The 16,541-nt window shown below is 63.0% G+C and carries 12 protein-coding genes; 2 read left to right on the top strand and 10 right to left on the bottom strand.

Translation table 11 applies throughout. The features are described from left to right. Positions 1-100: 100 nt before the first annotated feature. The 8 genes from B3P22_RS02915 to leuC form a co-directional block, all read right to left on the bottom strand. Positions 101-751 carry a phosphoribosylanthranilate isomerase gene (locus tag B3P22_RS02915; protein ID WP_296269790.1) on the bottom strand — a complete coding sequence of 217 codons (651 nt, stop codon included), beginning with the start codon at positions 749-751 and terminating at the stop codon, positions 101-103. 46 nt (positions 752-797) lie between these two features. Beyond that, the gene (gene truA / locus B3P22_RS02910) at positions 798-1,661 is read right to left on the bottom strand and encodes a tRNA pseudouridine(38-40) synthase TruA (RefSeq protein ID WP_296269789.1); all 864 of its coding nucleotides are present in this window, start codon (positions 1,659-1,661) and stop codon (positions 798-800) included. Positions 1,662-1,669: 8 nt separating this feature from the next. Next, a complete protein-coding gene (locus B3P22_RS02905; protein ID WP_296269788.1) occupies positions 1,670-4,531 on the bottom strand; it encodes a FimV/HubP family polar landmark protein in 2,862 nt (953 codons plus the stop codon). A 155-nt stretch (positions 4,532-4,686) separates the two neighbouring features. Next, entirely contained in the window at positions 4,687-5,697 is a 1,011-nt protein-coding gene (locus tag B3P22_RS02900; protein WP_296269787.1) for an aspartate-semialdehyde dehydrogenase, read from the bottom strand. A 134-nt stretch (positions 5,698-5,831) separates the two neighbouring features. Further along, positions 5,832-6,944 (bottom strand): aspartate-semialdehyde dehydrogenase, encoded by a 1,113-nt coding sequence (gene asd / locus B3P22_RS02895; protein WP_296269785.1) that lies wholly within the window; start codon positions 6,942-6,944, stop codon positions 5,832-5,834. A 56-nt stretch (positions 6,945-7,000) separates the two neighbouring features. Further along, entirely contained in the window at positions 7,001-8,083 is a 1,083-nt protein-coding gene (gene leuB, locus B3P22_RS02890) for a 3-isopropylmalate dehydrogenase (protein WP_296269783.1), read from the bottom strand. A 90-nt stretch (positions 8,084-8,173) separates the two neighbouring features. Beyond that, positions 8,174-8,821, bottom strand: a complete 648-nt coding sequence (gene leuD / locus B3P22_RS02885) for a 3-isopropylmalate dehydratase small subunit (RefSeq protein WP_296269782.1) — start codon at positions 8,819-8,821, stop codon at positions 8,174-8,176. An 11-nt stretch (positions 8,822-8,832) separates the two neighbouring features. Further along, positions 8,833-10,260, bottom strand: coding sequence for a 3-isopropylmalate dehydratase large subunit (gene leuC, locus B3P22_RS02880; RefSeq protein WP_296269780.1), 1,428 nt, complete (start codon positions 10,258-10,260; stop codon positions 8,833-8,835). Positions 10,261-10,484: 224 nt separating this feature from the next. Between leuC and B3P22_RS02875 the strand changes: the two genes are divergently transcribed. Together B3P22_RS02875 and B3P22_RS02870 are read left to right on the top strand one after the other, a co-directional pair. Continuing rightward, the gene (locus B3P22_RS02875) at positions 10,485-11,366 is read left to right on the top strand and encodes a LysR family transcriptional regulator (RefSeq protein WP_197857314.1); all 882 of its coding nucleotides are present in this window, start codon (positions 10,485-10,487) and stop codon (positions 11,364-11,366) included. Positions 11,367-11,469: 103 nt separating this feature from the next. Beyond that, positions 11,470-14,757 (top strand): bifunctional diguanylate cyclase/phosphodiesterase, encoded by a 3,288-nt coding sequence (locus B3P22_RS02870; protein WP_296269775.1) that lies wholly within the window; start codon positions 11,470-11,472, stop codon positions 14,755-14,757. 55 nt (positions 14,758-14,812) lie between these two features. Here the strand turns inward: B3P22_RS02870 and B3P22_RS02865 are convergent, their stop codons facing one another. Together B3P22_RS02865 and B3P22_RS02860 are read right to left on the bottom strand one after the other, a co-directional pair. After that, positions 14,813-15,262, bottom strand: a complete 450-nt coding sequence (locus B3P22_RS02865; protein ID WP_197857317.1) for an Hsp20 family protein — start codon at positions 15,260-15,262, stop codon at positions 14,813-14,815. Positions 15,263-15,521: 259 nt separating this feature from the next. Further along, positions 15,522-16,472 (bottom strand): tRNA dihydrouridine synthase, encoded by a 951-nt coding sequence (locus B3P22_RS02860; protein ID WP_296269773.1) that lies wholly within the window; start codon positions 16,470-16,472, stop codon positions 15,522-15,524. Positions 16,473-16,541 lie beyond the last annotated feature (69 nt).

The following is a 16,541-nucleotide window of genomic DNA, read 5'->3' as shown; positions in this document are numbered from 1 at the left end:
TAACCGTTGGTTCGGATGAACGCTTCATCGTGAGCGCCCATCCAGCAATTCTTTTCTGCCGCATCGCGCCCATCGAAACGAGCCACGGCGGCGTGACAGGCTAATTGACGGCCCCGCCTCGATCGCCGTCACATTGCGTGTCATGCACGGCCTGCACGAATGCACGAATCCTCTCTGCATCCTTTATGCCTTTACTCACCTCTACCCCGCCACTGACATCGACGGCATAGGGCCGGACCTGGCGAATGGCGGCAGCGACGTTGCTCGCCTCCAGGCCGCCGGCAAGGATGATCGGTTTGCCAGCGTCCTGCGGTACGAGTGACCAGTCGAAGGCCGCCCCGGTTCCGCCGGGCACACCCTCAACGAAGGTGTCGAGGAGAATGCCGCGCGCACCGGCATAGGGCGCCATCGTGGCAGCCAGATCCTCATCAGGACGCACACGCAGTGCCTTTATGTAGGGTCGGCCATAGCCCTCGCAATCAGCGGGCGACTCGTCGCCATGAAATTGCAGCAAGTCCAGCGGCACCTGCTGCAACACGGCCAGCAACTGATCACGCGGCATGTTCACGAACAGGCCAACACAGGTCACGAAGGGCGGCACAGCCTGCACGATAGTAGCAGCCTGCTCGACACTGACGGCACGCGGGCTCTTGGCGTAGAACACCAGGCCAATGGCATCCGCCCCGGCCTCTACTGCGGCCAGCGCATCTTCCACTCGGGTAATGCCGCAAATCTTGCTGCGCACGCGCATTCGCTTCACACCTTCTGCCTGTCGAACGCCGGATGGTAACAAAGGCTCAGCCTTGCCGCACATCTGCCAGACCGGAAAGAAAATGCGGCCCCAGGTAGCGCGACGGCAACTCGAACTCTTCCGGGTAATCCACCTGTACCAGGTACAGGCCGTAGGGATGCGCAGTCACACCTCCGCTATGGCGATCCCCGCGCTCGAGCACCTCGCGCGCCCACTCGGGCGGCCGCTCACCAGCGCCAATGGTCATCAACACGCCGGCGATGTTACGCACCATATGGTGCAAAAAGGCATTGGCGCGGATATCCAGAACGATAAAGCGGCCATGTTCGATCAACTGCAGATGGTGAACGGTCTTGACCGGTGATTTGGCCTGGCACCGCGTCGCGCGGAAGGCACTGAAATCATGCGTGCCCACCAGGGCCAGCGCGGCTTCACGCATGCGCGCCACATCAAGCGGCCGATGATTCCAGGTAACTTCTTCAGCCATGTGCGCCGGACGAATCGGATCGTTGTAGATGACGTAGCGATAGCGCCGCGCCATGGCCGAAAAGCGCGCATGAAAATGCGCCGGCATTACCTTGGCCCAGGTCACGCTGATGTCGCTGGGCAGGTTCATGTTGGCCCCCATGATCCAGGCATGCAGCGAGCGCTCGACGGTGGTATCGAAATGCACCACCTGACCGCTGGAATGCACGGAAGCATCGGTGCGCCCTGCGCAGTGAATAGTGACGGGCGCACCGCCTGCCACTTTCGACAGCGCATCCTCCAGGCACCCCTGAATGGAAGCGACCTTGCCGCTCTGACGTTGGAAACCGCGATAACGTGCGCCCTTGTATTCAAGGCCCAGGGCGACTCTGGAAAAGCCAGCGGCCGCCATTTCGGCGGCCGCTACAGGTACTGCTTCAGACATGGAATAGATCAAACCAACTTGGAAATCATCTCGCGAGCTTCCTGCTGCTGTGCGTCGTTACCCTCGGCGACCACCTCATCGAGAATGTCGCGCGCCCCTTCGGTGTCGCCCATGTCGATGTAGGCGCGCGCCAGGTCGAGCTTGGTCGCGGTCTCATCGGTGCCGGAGAGGAAATCGAAGTCGTCGTCACCATCCAGACCAGCAGACAGGTCATCGACCGGGGCCAACGGAGCCGCTTGCGGCTCTTCGAAATCGTTCGACAACTGATCCAGCTCGGCAGTCACTTCATCGAGCTGCGCTGCAAAGCTGTCAGGCTCGACAACAGGTTGAGCCGGGGTTTCGTCTTCGAGCGACAGATCGAAGTCGGCCGGCAGGTCGAGGTCGGCAGCCGGCGTCTCTTCCGGTAGATCGAGACTGAAGTCGGACAGATCGTCGGCAGGCTGATTCAGCGGCGCGTCATCATCCAGGCTCAGCAGGAAATCATCGGCTTCGTCGCTGGGGGCGGCAGCAGGCTCGTCCAGCTCGAGGCTGAATGCAGAGAGATCGTCGGCCGGCTGGGACAGTTCGACCTTGTCGTCGCCCAGGGCCAGATCGAAGTCCAGATCGTCATCAGCCGCAGCAGAGGTCGCAGCAGCAGGCTCGTCGATCAGGCCGAAGTCCAGGTCGTCATCCAGCGACAGCGGCGCCTCATCGGCGTTGGCGGTCTGAAGATCGCTCTCCAGATCGGCCTCGAGATCATCGAGGCTCAGGTCGAATGCATCGTCCAGATCGCCAGTCGTGGCGGCAGGCGTCTCGGCGGCCGGCTCGTCCAGGCTGAGATCATCGAGGTTGAAATCGCCCATGTCGTCCTCGGCGGACGCTGCAGCAGCCACTACCCCGGCGCCGGTAAAGGCAGCGATGGCCGGATACTTGGACTTCAGTTGTTCGGCCTCGGCATTCGCCCCGCCGATTTCGCGGAGCTCGTTGTCCTGACGGGCAAAGCCTTCGCGATCACCCAGCTCGGCATAGACCTCCATCAACTTCAGGCGCAGGTCGGTACGATGCGGCTCGTCGTTGATCGCGTTCTGCAGCAGCTCAGCCGCCTGATTGAAGCGGCCGTAGGCGATGTAGATATCCGCCTCGCCCAGGGCATCGCCGGTCTGTGCCGTAACGCGCTCCTCGCCAGCGGCCTGAACAGGCTCGTCGTCGAGACCGGCGAAGCTGTCTTGCGGCATATCCAGATCGGATGCGAATGCCTGATCCTGGGACAGCTCGTCAGCCAGCTCGTCTTGCTGCTCGGCTTCCTTCATGGCATTGCGGCGCGACAGCGCCATGAGGGCGACCAGCAGGAGCAGCAGCACGCCACCACCCGCCAGGCCCAGCGTCATCGGGTTGGCCATCAGGTCATCGACAAAGCTCTGCGGAGCCGGAGCTGGTGCCGGAGCTGGTGCCGGAGCGGGCGCAGCCGGCTTGGCCTCTTCGACCGGTTTGGCCGGAGCGGCAGGCTCAACGGCAGCAGCCGGCTCCTCGGCCGGCTGTTCGGTGGTGGCGGCGCTGTCTTCGACAGGCGCAGCCGGTTCCTCGGAATAGTTGTAGTCAGGCGCCGCCTCTTCAGGCGGCGAAGCCGGTGGTGTCGCTGCCTCCGACACGGGAGGCGCAACCTCGGGCTCAGCAGTTGGCGCTTGCGCAGCCGGCGCATCGGTAGCAGGGGCTTGTGCAACCGGCTCGTCCGCAGCAGCCGGAGCCGGAGCCGCCGACAGATCGGCCTGCAACTTGGCCAACTGACTGTCTTTCAATTCGACCAGACGCTGCAGCTTGTCCAGCTGACTCTGCAGGTCACCGACGCGGCTCTGCAGCTCGGCATTCTCGCGACGGGTCGAGTCCAGGCTTTCCTGGGTCACGGCCAGCTTGTCGGTCAGCGCCTTGCTGTTGGCCGAGCCGGTATCGCTACCGCGAGTGGACTGGCCGGCTTCAGCAGCGACCAGCTTCAGGCTGTCAGCCGACTCGGCAGTGGCCGGCGCGGAACCTGCGGTGGTACGGCGTGTGGCATCCAGCTGACGCGAGGCGACGGCGCGACCTTCGCGCCAGGCGGCGTTCTGCTCGGCCACCTGAGCGACCGCCTCGGCATTGCTGCGGCTGCGAATCTGCTGCTCGTCCGGCAGGCGCAGCACCTGGCCGCTCTTCATGCGGTTGATGTTGCCGCCAATGAAGGCATCAGGATTCAGATCCTGGATGGCCAGCATGGTCTGGTTGACCGAAGAACCACCGCCAACACGCTGGGCGATTTCCCAGAGCGTATCGTTGGCAGTGGTTCTGTATTCGTTACCGGCAATGGCGCGAGAAACCGGGGCCGGTGCGGCAGGACGCGGCGCGGGAGCCGGTGCGGCGCTGCTCGGAGCGGGCGCGGAAGGCGCAACGGCCGCACGCGATGCAGGCGCGGGAGCGGCAATCGGCAATTGCGGCGCAGCGGCTACCGTGGTCTGCGGAGAGTAAAGCGGTGGATCGAGCAGCAGGGTGTACTCACGCAGCAACCGACCGTTCGGCCAGAGCACTTCCACCAGGAAGTTGAGGTAGGGTTCGCGCACAGCCTTGCTTGAAGTAACGCGAATGACACTCTTGCCATTAGGTTTCAATACGGGAGTGAACTTGAGATCGGTCAGGAAGTACTGACGATCGACGCCCGCCTTGATGAACTCTTCAGGGGACGCGAGGTTGGGAATCACCTCATTGGAGGCCAGGTCGCGCACCTCCAGCAACTCGATTTCCGCTACCAGCGGCTGATTCAGCGAGGACTGCAGGGTAACTTCACCCAACCCCAGCGCATGCGCCATACCGGAAGACAGCGCGGAAGCGGCTGCGATTGCCAGCACCAGTTTGCGAACCCGAACCATAGCGTTATCCCTTGTTTTAGCTTTTTTCTCGGCATGCGAGAGGGTCTTGAGAATTGCTGCCTGCCTCCGCTCTAGGAGCGGCTCCCCATTCAGCAATCAACTCAGCCAGTATTGCCAAGCTAGAAAGATTCTTCAAATTTCTAGGTAAGTATCTTTTACAGATAGTGTTTTATCAATAACTCGGCCAGCTGCACTGCATTCAGGGCGGCGCCTTTTCTTACATTATCAGACGCAATCCACAAATTGAGCTGCGTTGGATCGCCGACACCACGACGAACCCGCCCGACATAGACTTGATCCTGCCCCACCGCATCGCCCACAGCAGTCGGGTAGTCGCCCGCCTCAACCAGTTCGACCCCCTGAGCGGCCTCGAGCAACTGCAGCACGGCACTGACGTCGACCTCAGAATCCGCCTGCACGCCAAGCACCAGGCTATCGCCAAAAAATACAGGGGCCAGGGCGCACGTCGCGGCCACCGGAAGCTCGGGCACGTCGAGCAATTGCCGAACCTCTGCGGCGAGACGCTTCTCCAGCTGCGCGTGCCCTTGCTCGTCGACTTCGCCGACCTGCGCCAGCAGGTTGAAGGCGATCTGCCGATCCACCGTCCTGGGCTCCAGCGGACGTGCGTTGAGCAACTCGGCGGTCTGCCGCGCCAACTCCTGTACGCCACTGCGCCCCAGCGTCGAGATCGCCAACATGGCAGTCAGCTGCAACCGCTGCGGCTGCAGTATCGGTTTCAATGCAGCCAGCACCAATGCGCAGGCGACCGCCGAAGGGGTTGGCGCACTGACGCACCACGGCTTGCTCAACGCCGGCAGCGCCTCGACGCCCAGCTCCGGCAACACACAGGGTGCCTGCTCCAGCGGTAACGCAGCGCTCAGATCGATGAGCGAGCAGCCGGCCGCCAGCACTCGCTCGCGGCAATCGCGCGTCACTTCCGCGCCTGCGGCGAAGAACGCCAACTGCACCTGCGAGAAGTCGAAGGCCTCGAGCGACCTGGCCCGGACCTGGCGGCCACGGAATGACAGGCTCTGCCCTGCCGACTCGCTACTGGCCAGCAGGTGCAGATCCTTGAGTGGAAACTCGCGCTCTTCGAGCAACTCGACCAGCGCTTCGCCGATATTACCGGTGGCACCGATCAGGGCGACATTGATGGGCTGACTCATGGACTGACCTACGACGCAGAGGGAGCGGCACTGTAACTGCACGCCCACATCCGGGCAACGATGTGCCCCATAAAAGACAAAGCCCCTCTGCCAAAACAGAAGGGCCTCGTTTGATCCGGATACCCGGCTGGCGTTTAGCGCTCCAGCAGAATCCGCAGCATGCGGCGCAGCGGCTCGGCAGCGCCCCACAGCAGTTGGTCACCCACGGTGAAGGCACCCAGATACTGCGAGCCCATGTTGAGCTTGCGCAGACGACCGACCGGAACGCTCAGGGTGCCGGTCACGGCAGTCGGCCCGAGGTCGCGGATGGAGTCTTCGCGATGGTTCGGCACCAGCTTGACCCAGGGATTGTGCTGGCTGATCAGGCCTTCGATGTCGCCCATCGGCACGTCCTTGTTGAGCTTGATGGTCAGCGCCTGGCTATGGCAACGCATGGCACCGATGCGCACGCAGATACCGTCGACCGGGATGGGGTTCTTGAAACGGCCGAGGATCTTGTTGGTTTCGGCCTGGGCTTTCCACTCTTCGCGGCTCTGCCCGTTCGGCAGCTCCTTGTCGATATAGGGGATCAGGCTGCCGGCCAGCGGCACGCCGAAATTGTCGACCGGGAAGGCCTCGCCACGCATGGCTTCAGCAACCTTACGGTCGATGTCGAGGATGGCGCTGGCCGGGTCGGCCAGTTCATCGGCGACAGCGCCGTTGATCGCGCCCATCTGCTTGATCAGCTCGCGCATGTTCTGCGCGCCAGCACCGGAGGCCGCCTGGTAGGTCATGGCGCTCATCCATTCGACCAGACCGGCTTCGTACAGGCCGCCCAAGGCCATCAGCATCAGGCTGACGGTGCAGTTGCCGCCGATGTAGTTCTTGCTGCCGGCATCCAGCGCCTGGTCGATCACCTTGCGGTTGACCGGGTCGAGCACGATTACCGCACTGTCATCCATACGCAGGCTGGAAGCCGCGTCGATCCAGTAGCCCTGCCAGCCGGCTTCACGCAGCTTGGGGAAGACTTCATTGGTGTAGTCGCCGCCCTGGCAGGTCAGGATCACGTCCAGGCCCTTGAGGTCGTCGATGCTGTAGGCGTCCTTCAGCGGGGCAATGTCCTTGCCAATGGCAGGGCCCTGGCCGCCGACATTGGAGGTGGTGAAGAACACCGGCTCGATCAGGTCGAAGTCCCGCTCTTCCAGCATGCGCTGCATGAGCACGGAACCGACCATGCCACGCCAACCGATCAGACCTACACGTTTCATAACGACTACACCTATATAAACAGCCAGCCGGAACCACCCCGGCGGGGCTGGGAAGATTACAGACTACGCAGCGCGGAGGCCACTGCATCACCCATCTCGGCGGTACCGACCTTGGTCTTGCCTTCGGACCAGATGTCACCGGTACGCAGGCCCTGATCCAGCACCAGACTCACAGCCTTCTCGATGGCATCGGCAGCGGCGACCTGGCCGAAGCTGTAACGCAGCATCATGGATACCGAGAGAATGGTGGCCAGCGGGTTGGCGATGCCCTTGCCGGCGATGTCCGGCGCGGAGCCGTGGCATGGCTCGTACATGCCCTTGTTGTTGGCGTCCAAGGATGCCGATGGCAGCATGCCGATGGAACCGGTGAGCATCGAAGCTTCATCGGACAAAATGTCACCAAACATGTTGTCGGTGACCATCACGTCGAATTGCTTGGGCGCGCGCACCAGTTGCATGGCGGCGTTGTCGACGTACATGTGGCTCAGCTCGACGTCCGGATAGTCCTTGGCCACTTCCTCGACCACGGCGCGCCACAGCTGGCTGGACGCCAGGACGTTGGCCTTGTCCACCGAGCACAGCTTCTTGCCGCGCACGCGCGCCATGTCGAAGCCGACCTTGGCGATGCGACGGATCTCGCTCTCGCTGTACGGCAGGGTGTCGTAGGCCATGCGCTCGCCGTTCTCCAGCACCTTGCTCTCACGCGGCTGACCGAAATAGATGCCGCCAGTCAGCTCCCGGACGATGAGGATGTCCAGGCCCGCGACCACTTCCGGCTTGAGGCTGGAGGCCTCGGCCAGTTGCGGATAGAGGATGGCCGGACGCAGGTTGCCGAACAGGCCCAGTTGCGAACGGATCTTCAGCAAACCGCGCTCGGGACGGATGGCCGGATCGATGGTGTCCCACTTCGGCCCGCCAACGGCGCCGAGCAGCACGGCATCGGCAGCCTTGGCGCGCGCCAGGGTCTCGTCGGCCAGCGGCACGCCATAACGGTCGATGGCCGCACCACCCAGATCATCGAAGCTCAACTCGAAGCCCAGGGCGTACTTGTCATTGGCCAGGTTCAGTACCTTGACCGCCTCGGCCATGATTTCCGGGCCAATGCCATCGCCAGGGAGAACCAGAATCTGTTTGCTCATCTTTTTTCCTTGGGAAATAGCTTCAAGCTGCAAGGCACAAGTCAAAGCTGCTTCTACTTGCAGCTTGAAGCTTGCGGCTTGCAGCCGGGTTTATTTGATCGCGCCGAACAGCCAGGGGCTGCCCTGCTGGTACTTGGCTTCGAAGGCCTTGATCGCTTCCTGATCCTGCAGAGTGAGGCCGATGTCGTCCAGGCCGTTGAGCAGGCAGTGCTTGCGGAAGGCATCGACTTCGAAGCTGTACTGCACGCCATCGGGACGGGTCACGGTCTGCGCTTCGAGGTCAACGGTCAACTGATAACCTTCGGTGGCCTCGGCCTGCTCGAACAGCGCATCGACCTCTTCGTCCTTGAGGATGATCGGCAGCAGGCCGTTCTTGAAGCTGTTGTTGAAGAAGATATCAGCGAAGCTCGGCGCGATGACGGTGCGGAAGCCGTACTCGTCCAGCGCCCATGGCGCGTGTTCGCGCGAGGAACCGCAGCCGAAGTTCTCGCGGGCCAGCAGCACACTGGCGCCCTGATAACGCGGGAAGTTGAGCACGAAATCCTTGTTGATCGGACGCTTGGAGTTGTCCTGGTTCGGCTGGCCGACATCCAGATAACGCCACTCGTCGAACAGATTCGGACCGAAACCGGTGCGCTTGATCGACTTCAAGAACTGCTTGGGAATGATCTGGTCGGTGTCGACGTTGGCACGGTCGAGCGGGCAGACCAGGCCAGTGTGTTGGGTAAAGGCTTTCATGTGCGGTCTCCTCAGGCCTGGATCAATTCGCGAACGTCGATGAAGCGGCCGGTCACCGCCGCAGCGGCGGCCATGGCTGGGCTCACCAGGTGGGTGCGGCCACCGGCGCCCTGACGGCCTTCGAAGTTGCGGTTGGAGGTCGAGGCGCAATGCTCGCCGCTGCCCAGTTTGTCCGGGTTCATCGCCAGGCACATGGAGCACCCCGGCTCACGCCATTCGAAACCAGCTTCGATGAAGATCTTGTCCAGTCCTTCCGCCTCGGCCTGCGCCTTGACCAGGCCGGAACCCGGCACCACCAGCGCCTGCTTGACGGTCGTAGCGACCTTGCGGCCCTTGGCCACTTCTGCGGCAGCGCGCAGGTCTTCGATACGCGAGTTGGTGCAGGAACCGATGAACACGCGATCGAGCTGGATATCGGTGATCGGCTGGTTGGCAGCCAGGCCCATGTACTTGAGTGCGCGGGTGATCGAATCCCTCTTCACCGGGTCGGCTTCGACGGCCGGGTCCGGCACGTTCTGGTCGACGGCCAGGACCATTTCCGGCGAGGTGCCCCAGCTGACCTGTGGCTTGATGTCTTCGGCCTTCAGCTCGACCACGGTATCGAACACCGCATCGGCGTCAGACACCAGGTTCTGCCACTGCGCCACGGCCTTGTCCCAGTCGCTGCCCTTGGGCGCGAACGGGCGATCCTTGACGTAGGCGATGGTCTTCTCGTCCACCGCCACCAAGCCAACGCGGGCACCAGCCTCGATGGACATGTTGCAGATGGTCATGCGCCCTTCCAGCGACAGGTCGCGGATCGCGCTACCGGCGAACTCCAGCGCATGGCCGTTGCCACCGGCAGTGCCGATCTTGCCGATCACGGCCAGTACTATGTCCTTGGCGGTCACGCCGAACGGCAGCTTGCCTTCGACGCGCACCTGCATGTTCTTCATTTTCTTGGCGACCAGGCACTGGGTAGCGAGCACGTGCTCGACCTCCGAGGTACCGATACCGTGGGCCAGCGCACCGAAGGCGCCATGGGTGGAGGTATGCGAGTCGCCGCAGACCACGGTCATGCCCGGCAGAGTAGCGCCCTGCTCCGGACCGACCACGTGGACGATGCCCTGGCGCACGTCGTTCATCTTGAATTCGAGGATGCCGAAGTCGTCGCAGTTCTCGTCAAGGGTCTGTACCTGGATGCGCGAGACTTCATCGGCGATAGCCTCGAGGCCGCCCTGGCGCTCAGCCTTGGTGGTCGGCACGTTGTGATCCGGCGTGGCGATGTTGGCATCGATGCGCCACGGCTTGCGCCCGGCCAGGCGCAGGCCTTCGAAGGCCTGGGGCGAAGTCACTTCGTGGAGGATGTGACGGTCGATGTAGATCAACGAGGAACCGTCGTCACGACGTTTCACTTCGTGCATTTCCCAGAGCTTGTCGTAGAGCGTCTTGCCAGTCATCAGCCTTACCTCATCAGCGCCTTTTGAGCACATCCATAAACTGCCAGCCTTATCACCGCCCGGCGTCAGAAGTGCATCTTTCTATGCCTCAGGCGAAAAGGCCCTTTGGCTTATGGGGAGAATGCTATTGCCGGGCACGAAATAACTCAAATTCATATTTTTTATTCAAAGGATTCCGCGCTGGAATGTATGCTCAAGGCATTCTTCTATTCGCGGAGCGCCCCATGGATTTGGCCAACCTCAATGCCTTTATCGCCATCGCCGAGACGGGCAGCTTTTCCGAAGCCGGCGAGCGCCTGCATCTAACCCAGCCGGCGGTGAGCAAACGCATCGCCGGCCTGGAACAGCAACTGGGCGTGCGCCTGTTCGATCGCCTCGGTCGCGAGATCGGCCTGACCCAGGCGGGCCGCGCCCTGCTGCCGCGCGCCTATCAGATCCTCAATGTGCTGGACGACACACGCCGCGCGCTGACCAACCTGTCCGGCGAAGTTAGCGGCCGCCTAACCCTGGCCACCAGCCACCATATCGGCCTGCATCGTCTACCCGCCCTGCTGCGCGCCTTTACCCGCGCCCACCCGCAGGTGGCACTGGACATCCAGTTCCTCGATTCGGAGGTGGCCTACGAAGAGGTTCTGCATGGTCGCGCCGAGCTGGCGGTGATCACCCTCGCCCCGGAAACCCGCGAACCGATCCGTGCCGTGGCGGTGTGGGACGACCCGCTGGACTTCGTCGCCGCACCGGAACATCCGCTAGCACGCAGCCAGGCGATCAGTCTGGCCGACGTGGCGCAGCACCCCGCGGTATTTCCCGGCGGCAACACCTTCACTCATCACATCGTGCAGCGCCTGTTCGAGGCCCAGGGCCTGACGCCGAACATCGCCATGAGCACCAACTACCTGGAAACCATCAAGATGATGGTGTCCATCGGCCTGGCCTGGAGCGTACTGCCACGCACCATGCTCGACGAGCAGGTCGCGCGCCTGCCGATCCCGGGCATTCAGCTGACTCGCCAGCTAGGCTACATCCTGCATACCGAGCGTACGCTGTCCAATGCTGCGCGGGCTTTCATGGATCTGCTCGACAGCCAGCGGGACGACCTTGCATAGGCCACCGGCATCAGACTAACGTGGTGACATAACGATAAAAAAAGTGTCCACATGCCATTAATGCCCGCCCCGCGCATCGCGCCCTCCGGAGAACGGTTCGGCCATGGCCAGATCGACTGACCAGACCCCGCCCCTGCCACATATCCCGGCGATGGATCCCGCCGAATTCGAGCAAACCTGGCAAGACGCACCGCGTTTGCTGGCCGCGCTGAATGGCGCGCATCTCGGTACCTGGTACTGGGACATTCGCAGCGGCCAGGTGAACTGGTCGCGCGGCGCCCAGGCACTGTTCGGCCTCGATCCCAATCGCCCGGTAACGCGGGAACTGCATTACATCGAGCTGATCCCCGAGGAGGAACGCGCCGAAGTCCTGGCGACGTTCGAGGCCATTCTCAAAGGCGAACAGATCCCCAATGCCCTGCGCCATCGTATCCGCTGGCCGGACGGCAGCCTGCACTGGCTGGAGATCACCGGCAGCCTGCAACGCGAGGCTGACGGTCGGCCACGGATGTTCGGCGTGATCCGCGACATCACTGCCCAGCAGGAACGTGCCGAGGCCCTGCGCGCTTCAGAGGAACGCTTCGCCAGCCTGTTCCGCCTGAGCCCCGACATCATGATGCTGGTGCGCTACGACAACAGCGAAATCATTGAGGTCAACCAGCACTTCACCCACGCCTTTGGCTGGAACCCCAGCGAAATTCTTGGCCGCTCCACCCATGAGCTGAATCTCTGGGTACACGCCAGTCAGCGCGACCAGTTGCGTCGGCAGGCACCGCTGAGCCGCGAGCCAGTGATTCAGGAAGTGCAGCTGCGCACCCGCGCCGGCGACATTCTCGACGGTGTGCTGTCGAGCCAGTACATCGAACTGCAGGGCGATCGCCTGGTGCTCTGCACCTTTCTCGACACCAGTGAGCGCAAGCGAGCGGAGAACGCACTGCGCGCCAGCGAGGAAAAATTCGCCAAGGCATTCATGCATACGCCGGACGCGGTGGCGATCTCCGAGCGGGCGACAGGTCGCTTCATCGAGGTCAACCCGAGCTTCGAGCAGCAGTTTGGCTGGAGCTGCGCCGAAGCCGTGGGCCGCACCTCGCTGGAGCTGGGCATCTGGGCTGACCCCGGTGACCGTCAGCGCATGCTCGAAGCCGCGCAAACCGGGCGCCTGGACAACCTCGAGGTGCGCCTGTTCAGTCGCGACGGCCGCGTCACCAGCAACCTGCTGTTCGGCGGCGAGATTGAATTGAACGGCGTCGATTGCCTGGTGCTCACCGTGCGCAACATCACCGAACAACGCGCCCAGGAACTGGCTCTCAACGAAAGCAAACAGCGCCTGCGCCTGGCGCTGGAATCGGCCGACCTTGGCACCTGGGACTGGCACATTCCCGGCAGCCGCCTGATCGCCAGCGCCCGCGCAGCGCAACTGCAGGGGCTGGACGCGGCACCATTCGAAGGCGCCTTTCTCGATTTCTTCCGGCATGTGCCAATGGAGGACCGGCGCAGCCTGCGCCAGCACTTTCAGCAGATGGTCGAAGAGTGCCGCAGCCATTATCAGGTCACCTATCGCGTACAGCGGGAGAATGGCGGCCTGCGCTTTCTCGAAAGCACGGCCAAGCTGCAGCTCGACGACGACGGGCAACCGCTGCGAATGGTCGGCACCCTGGTCGACATCAGCGAACGGGTATTGCGTGAACAGCGCCTGCAAGCCTCGGAAGAGAAGTTCGCCAAGGCCTTCCACTCCAGCCCGGACGCGATCACCATCACCGAGCGCGAAAGCGGCCGCTACATCGAGGTCAACGAAGGCTTCACCCGCATCACCGGCTACCTGCCGGAGGAAGTGGTCGGGCGCACGTCCTTCGAGATGGACGTCTGGGCCTATCCCGAGGAGCGCCAGCGGTTGCTCGAGCAGCTGTCGCGCAACGCCAAGGTACTGCATATGGAAATGCACGGCCGGCACCGCGACGGCGACGTGCGCCTGGTCGACGTTTCCGTGCAACCCATCGAACTCGATGGCGTGCCCTGCCTGCTGCTCACCGCGCGCGATATCAGTGAGCTGAAGCAGGCCCAGGCGCAGGTTCAGCACCTGGCCTATCACGACGCGCTGACCAATCTGCCCAATCGCGCCCTGCTGATGGATCGTCTGACTCAGCAGATCGCCCTGCTCAAACGCCATAACCTGCGCGGCGCCCTGCTGTTTCTCGATCTCGACCATTTCAAGCACATCAACGACTCGCTCGGGCACCCCGTCGGCGACTCAGTGCTGCGCCTTGTCACCGCCCGCCTGGAGGCCAGCGTACGTCTGGAGGACACCGTGGCGCGCCTGGGCGGCGACGAATTCGTGGTATTGCTCTCCGGCCTGGAGGGCAAACGCTCGGAAGTCACCCGCCACGTCCGCCAGGTCGCCGAAAAACTGCGTCAGCTGCTTGCCGAACCGATGCTGCTGGACGGACACCGCCTGCAGGTTACACCGAGCATCGGTGTCGCGTTGATTCCCGACCATGGCAACACCCCGGCGGATTTGCTCAAACGCGCCGATATTGCCCTGTACCGCGCCAAGGATTCTGGCCGCAATGCCATCCAGCTGTTTCGCAGCACCATGCAGGATGCTGCCAGCGCTCGCCTGCGCCTGGAGAATGATCTGCGCCTGGCTCTGGCTCGTGGCGAATTCGAACTGCACTTCCAGCCCCAGGTCGACGCCCGTGACGGCAAGGTGGTCGGCGCCGAAGCCCTGCTGCGCTGGCAGCATCCGCAACTGGGGCCACAATCGCCGGCGCACTTCATTCAGGTGCTGGAAGAAAGCGGATTGATCGTTGAGGTCGGTGGCTGGGTGCTGGCCGAGGCCTGTCATTTCTGTTCCCAGCTACTGGCTGGCGGCCTGGTCGATGGCCAGCACTTCAGTCTGTGCGTGAACATCAGCCCACGCCAGTTCCGCCAGCACGACTTCGTCGAACGGGTGGGTAACTGCCTGCGGGCCAGCCAGTTGCCCAATGCCATGCTCAAGCTGGAAATCACCGAAGGCATCGTCATCCAGAATATCGACGATACCGTGGGCAAGATGCTGCGCCTGAAAAAGCACGGCGTCAGCTTCGCCATGGACGATTTCGGCACTGGCTACAGTTCGCTGACCTACCTCAAGCGCCTACCGGTGGACATGCTGAAAATCGACCAGTCGTTCGTACGCGACGCCACCAACGACCCCAACGACGCCGAGATCATTCGCGCCATCGTCGCCATGGCCCGCAGCCTGGGCCTGGGGTTGATCGCAGAGGGTGTCGAACAGCAGGACCAACTGGAGTTCCTGCAGTCGCAAGGTTGCCATCTCTACCAGGGCTACCTGTTCAGCAGACCGCTGCCGCAGGATGTGTTTCGCGACCTGCTGGGCCAGCAGAAAGGCTGAGGCCTAGACAAACGAAAAAGGCGCCCGCGGGCGCCTTTTTCGTACGTCTATCAACTCAGCTTTCCAGCGCAGGACGCTGACTGCCGATGGGAATGCGCTTGGCCTTGGCCTCTTCCGGCACGATGCGCTCCAGCTCGACATGGAGCAGACCGTTGACCAGGTTGGCACCCTTGACCTCGATATGATCGGCCAGGCGGAACGACAGCTTGAACGCACGCTGGGCGATTCCCTGATGCAGGTAGCTGACGCTCTCGGCGCTGCGATCACGCTTGTTGCCGACCACGGTCAGCACGCCCCGCTCGACCTGCAGCTCCAGATCGCCTTCCTCGAAGCCGGCAGCCGCGACCACGATGCGGTAGTGGTCCTCGCCGTGCTTCTCGACGTTATAAGGTGGGTAGGAACTGCCGGCGTCATTGCTGCGCAGGGCAGATTCGAAAAGATCGTTGAAACGGTCGAAACCGACGGACTGGCGGAACAGAGGAGCCAGGGACAGTACGTTGCTCATGAGTAATCTCCTGAAAATTTCAGCAAGGTTCATATCGCGGAACCCGACTTCGGCATTCCGCAGTCACGTATCTAGGGTCGCCGGGAGATTTTTCAAGGGCCTAAAAAATTCGTTTACAGCCAGCATGGAAGCATGTGCCCACCAGCCACGCCCTGCCCCTACCGCAGCATGTGCCGTGCGCACCAAGCTTCAGCCGTAGCCCGGATGCCATCCGGGGAGAATGTGTCCGCTGCCTGGATTTCATCCAGGCCACAGGGCTTTAGCGGGAGGGCATCATCAGCAGCCGGTCGATACGCTCGCAATCCTGCTCGCGGCGCACCTCGGCGAACAGGGCGACGGCCTCCGGATAGGTACGAGTGAGCATCGCCAACCACTGCTTCAGGCGCCCCGGCGCGTAGCGCGGCGCCAGCTTGCGCCGTGCCTGCTGCCAGAAGTCGAGCAGCAACGGCTGCAGTTCGGCCCAGCTCATTTCCTCGGGCGCCTCTCCGGCCCTGACCGCCGCGATCTGCCGTGCCAGGCCGGGGCGCGATACCAGGCCGCGGCCCAACATGATGTCATCCACGCCACTGACCTCGCGGCAGCGGCGCCAGTCGTCCAGCGTCCACACCTCGCCATTGGCGAATACCGGCACGCCGACCGCCTCCTGCACTCGCGCCACCCATTCCCAATGCGCCGGCGGCTTGTATCCCTCGACCTTGGTGCGCGCATGCACGACGATCTGGCTGGCCCCGCCTTCGGTCAGCGCCCGCGCGCAGTCAAGCGCGCCCTCCTTGCCCTCGAAGCCCAGGCGCATCTTTGCCGTCACTGGAATTTCGACCGGCACCGCGCGGCGCACCTCACGGACAATCGCATGCAGCAACTCGGGCTCCTTGAGTAGCACCGCACCGCCACGCGACTTGTTCACCGTCTTGGCCGGGCAACCGAAGTTGAGATCGATCACAGGCGCGCCGAGCGTACAGGCGAACGCGGCGTTGTCGGCCAGGCACTGCGGGTCGGAGCCGAGAAACTGCACCCGCATCGGCGTGCCGGCCTGGGTGCGTGAACCGTTGAACAGCTCGGGCGCGAGCTTGTGGTAGGTAGCCGCCGGCAACAGCCGCTCGCTCACGCGAATGAACTCGGTCACGCACCAGTCGATACCACCGATGCGGGTCAGTACGTCGCGCAGGATCTCGTCGACCAGCCCCTCCATGGGCGCCAGGGCGATTTGCATGAGATAGTCCGAAAAAATGGGGCGCACAGTTTAAGGGGTCGCGCGCCGCGCGCAAGATGGGCCACACTG

Source organism: Pseudomonas sp. UBA6323, from assembly GCF_002439135.1.
GTDB lineage: Bacteria > Pseudomonadota > Gammaproteobacteria > Pseudomonadales > Pseudomonadaceae > Aquipseudomonas.
This window is presented reverse-complemented; position numbering and strand designations above follow the sequence as displayed.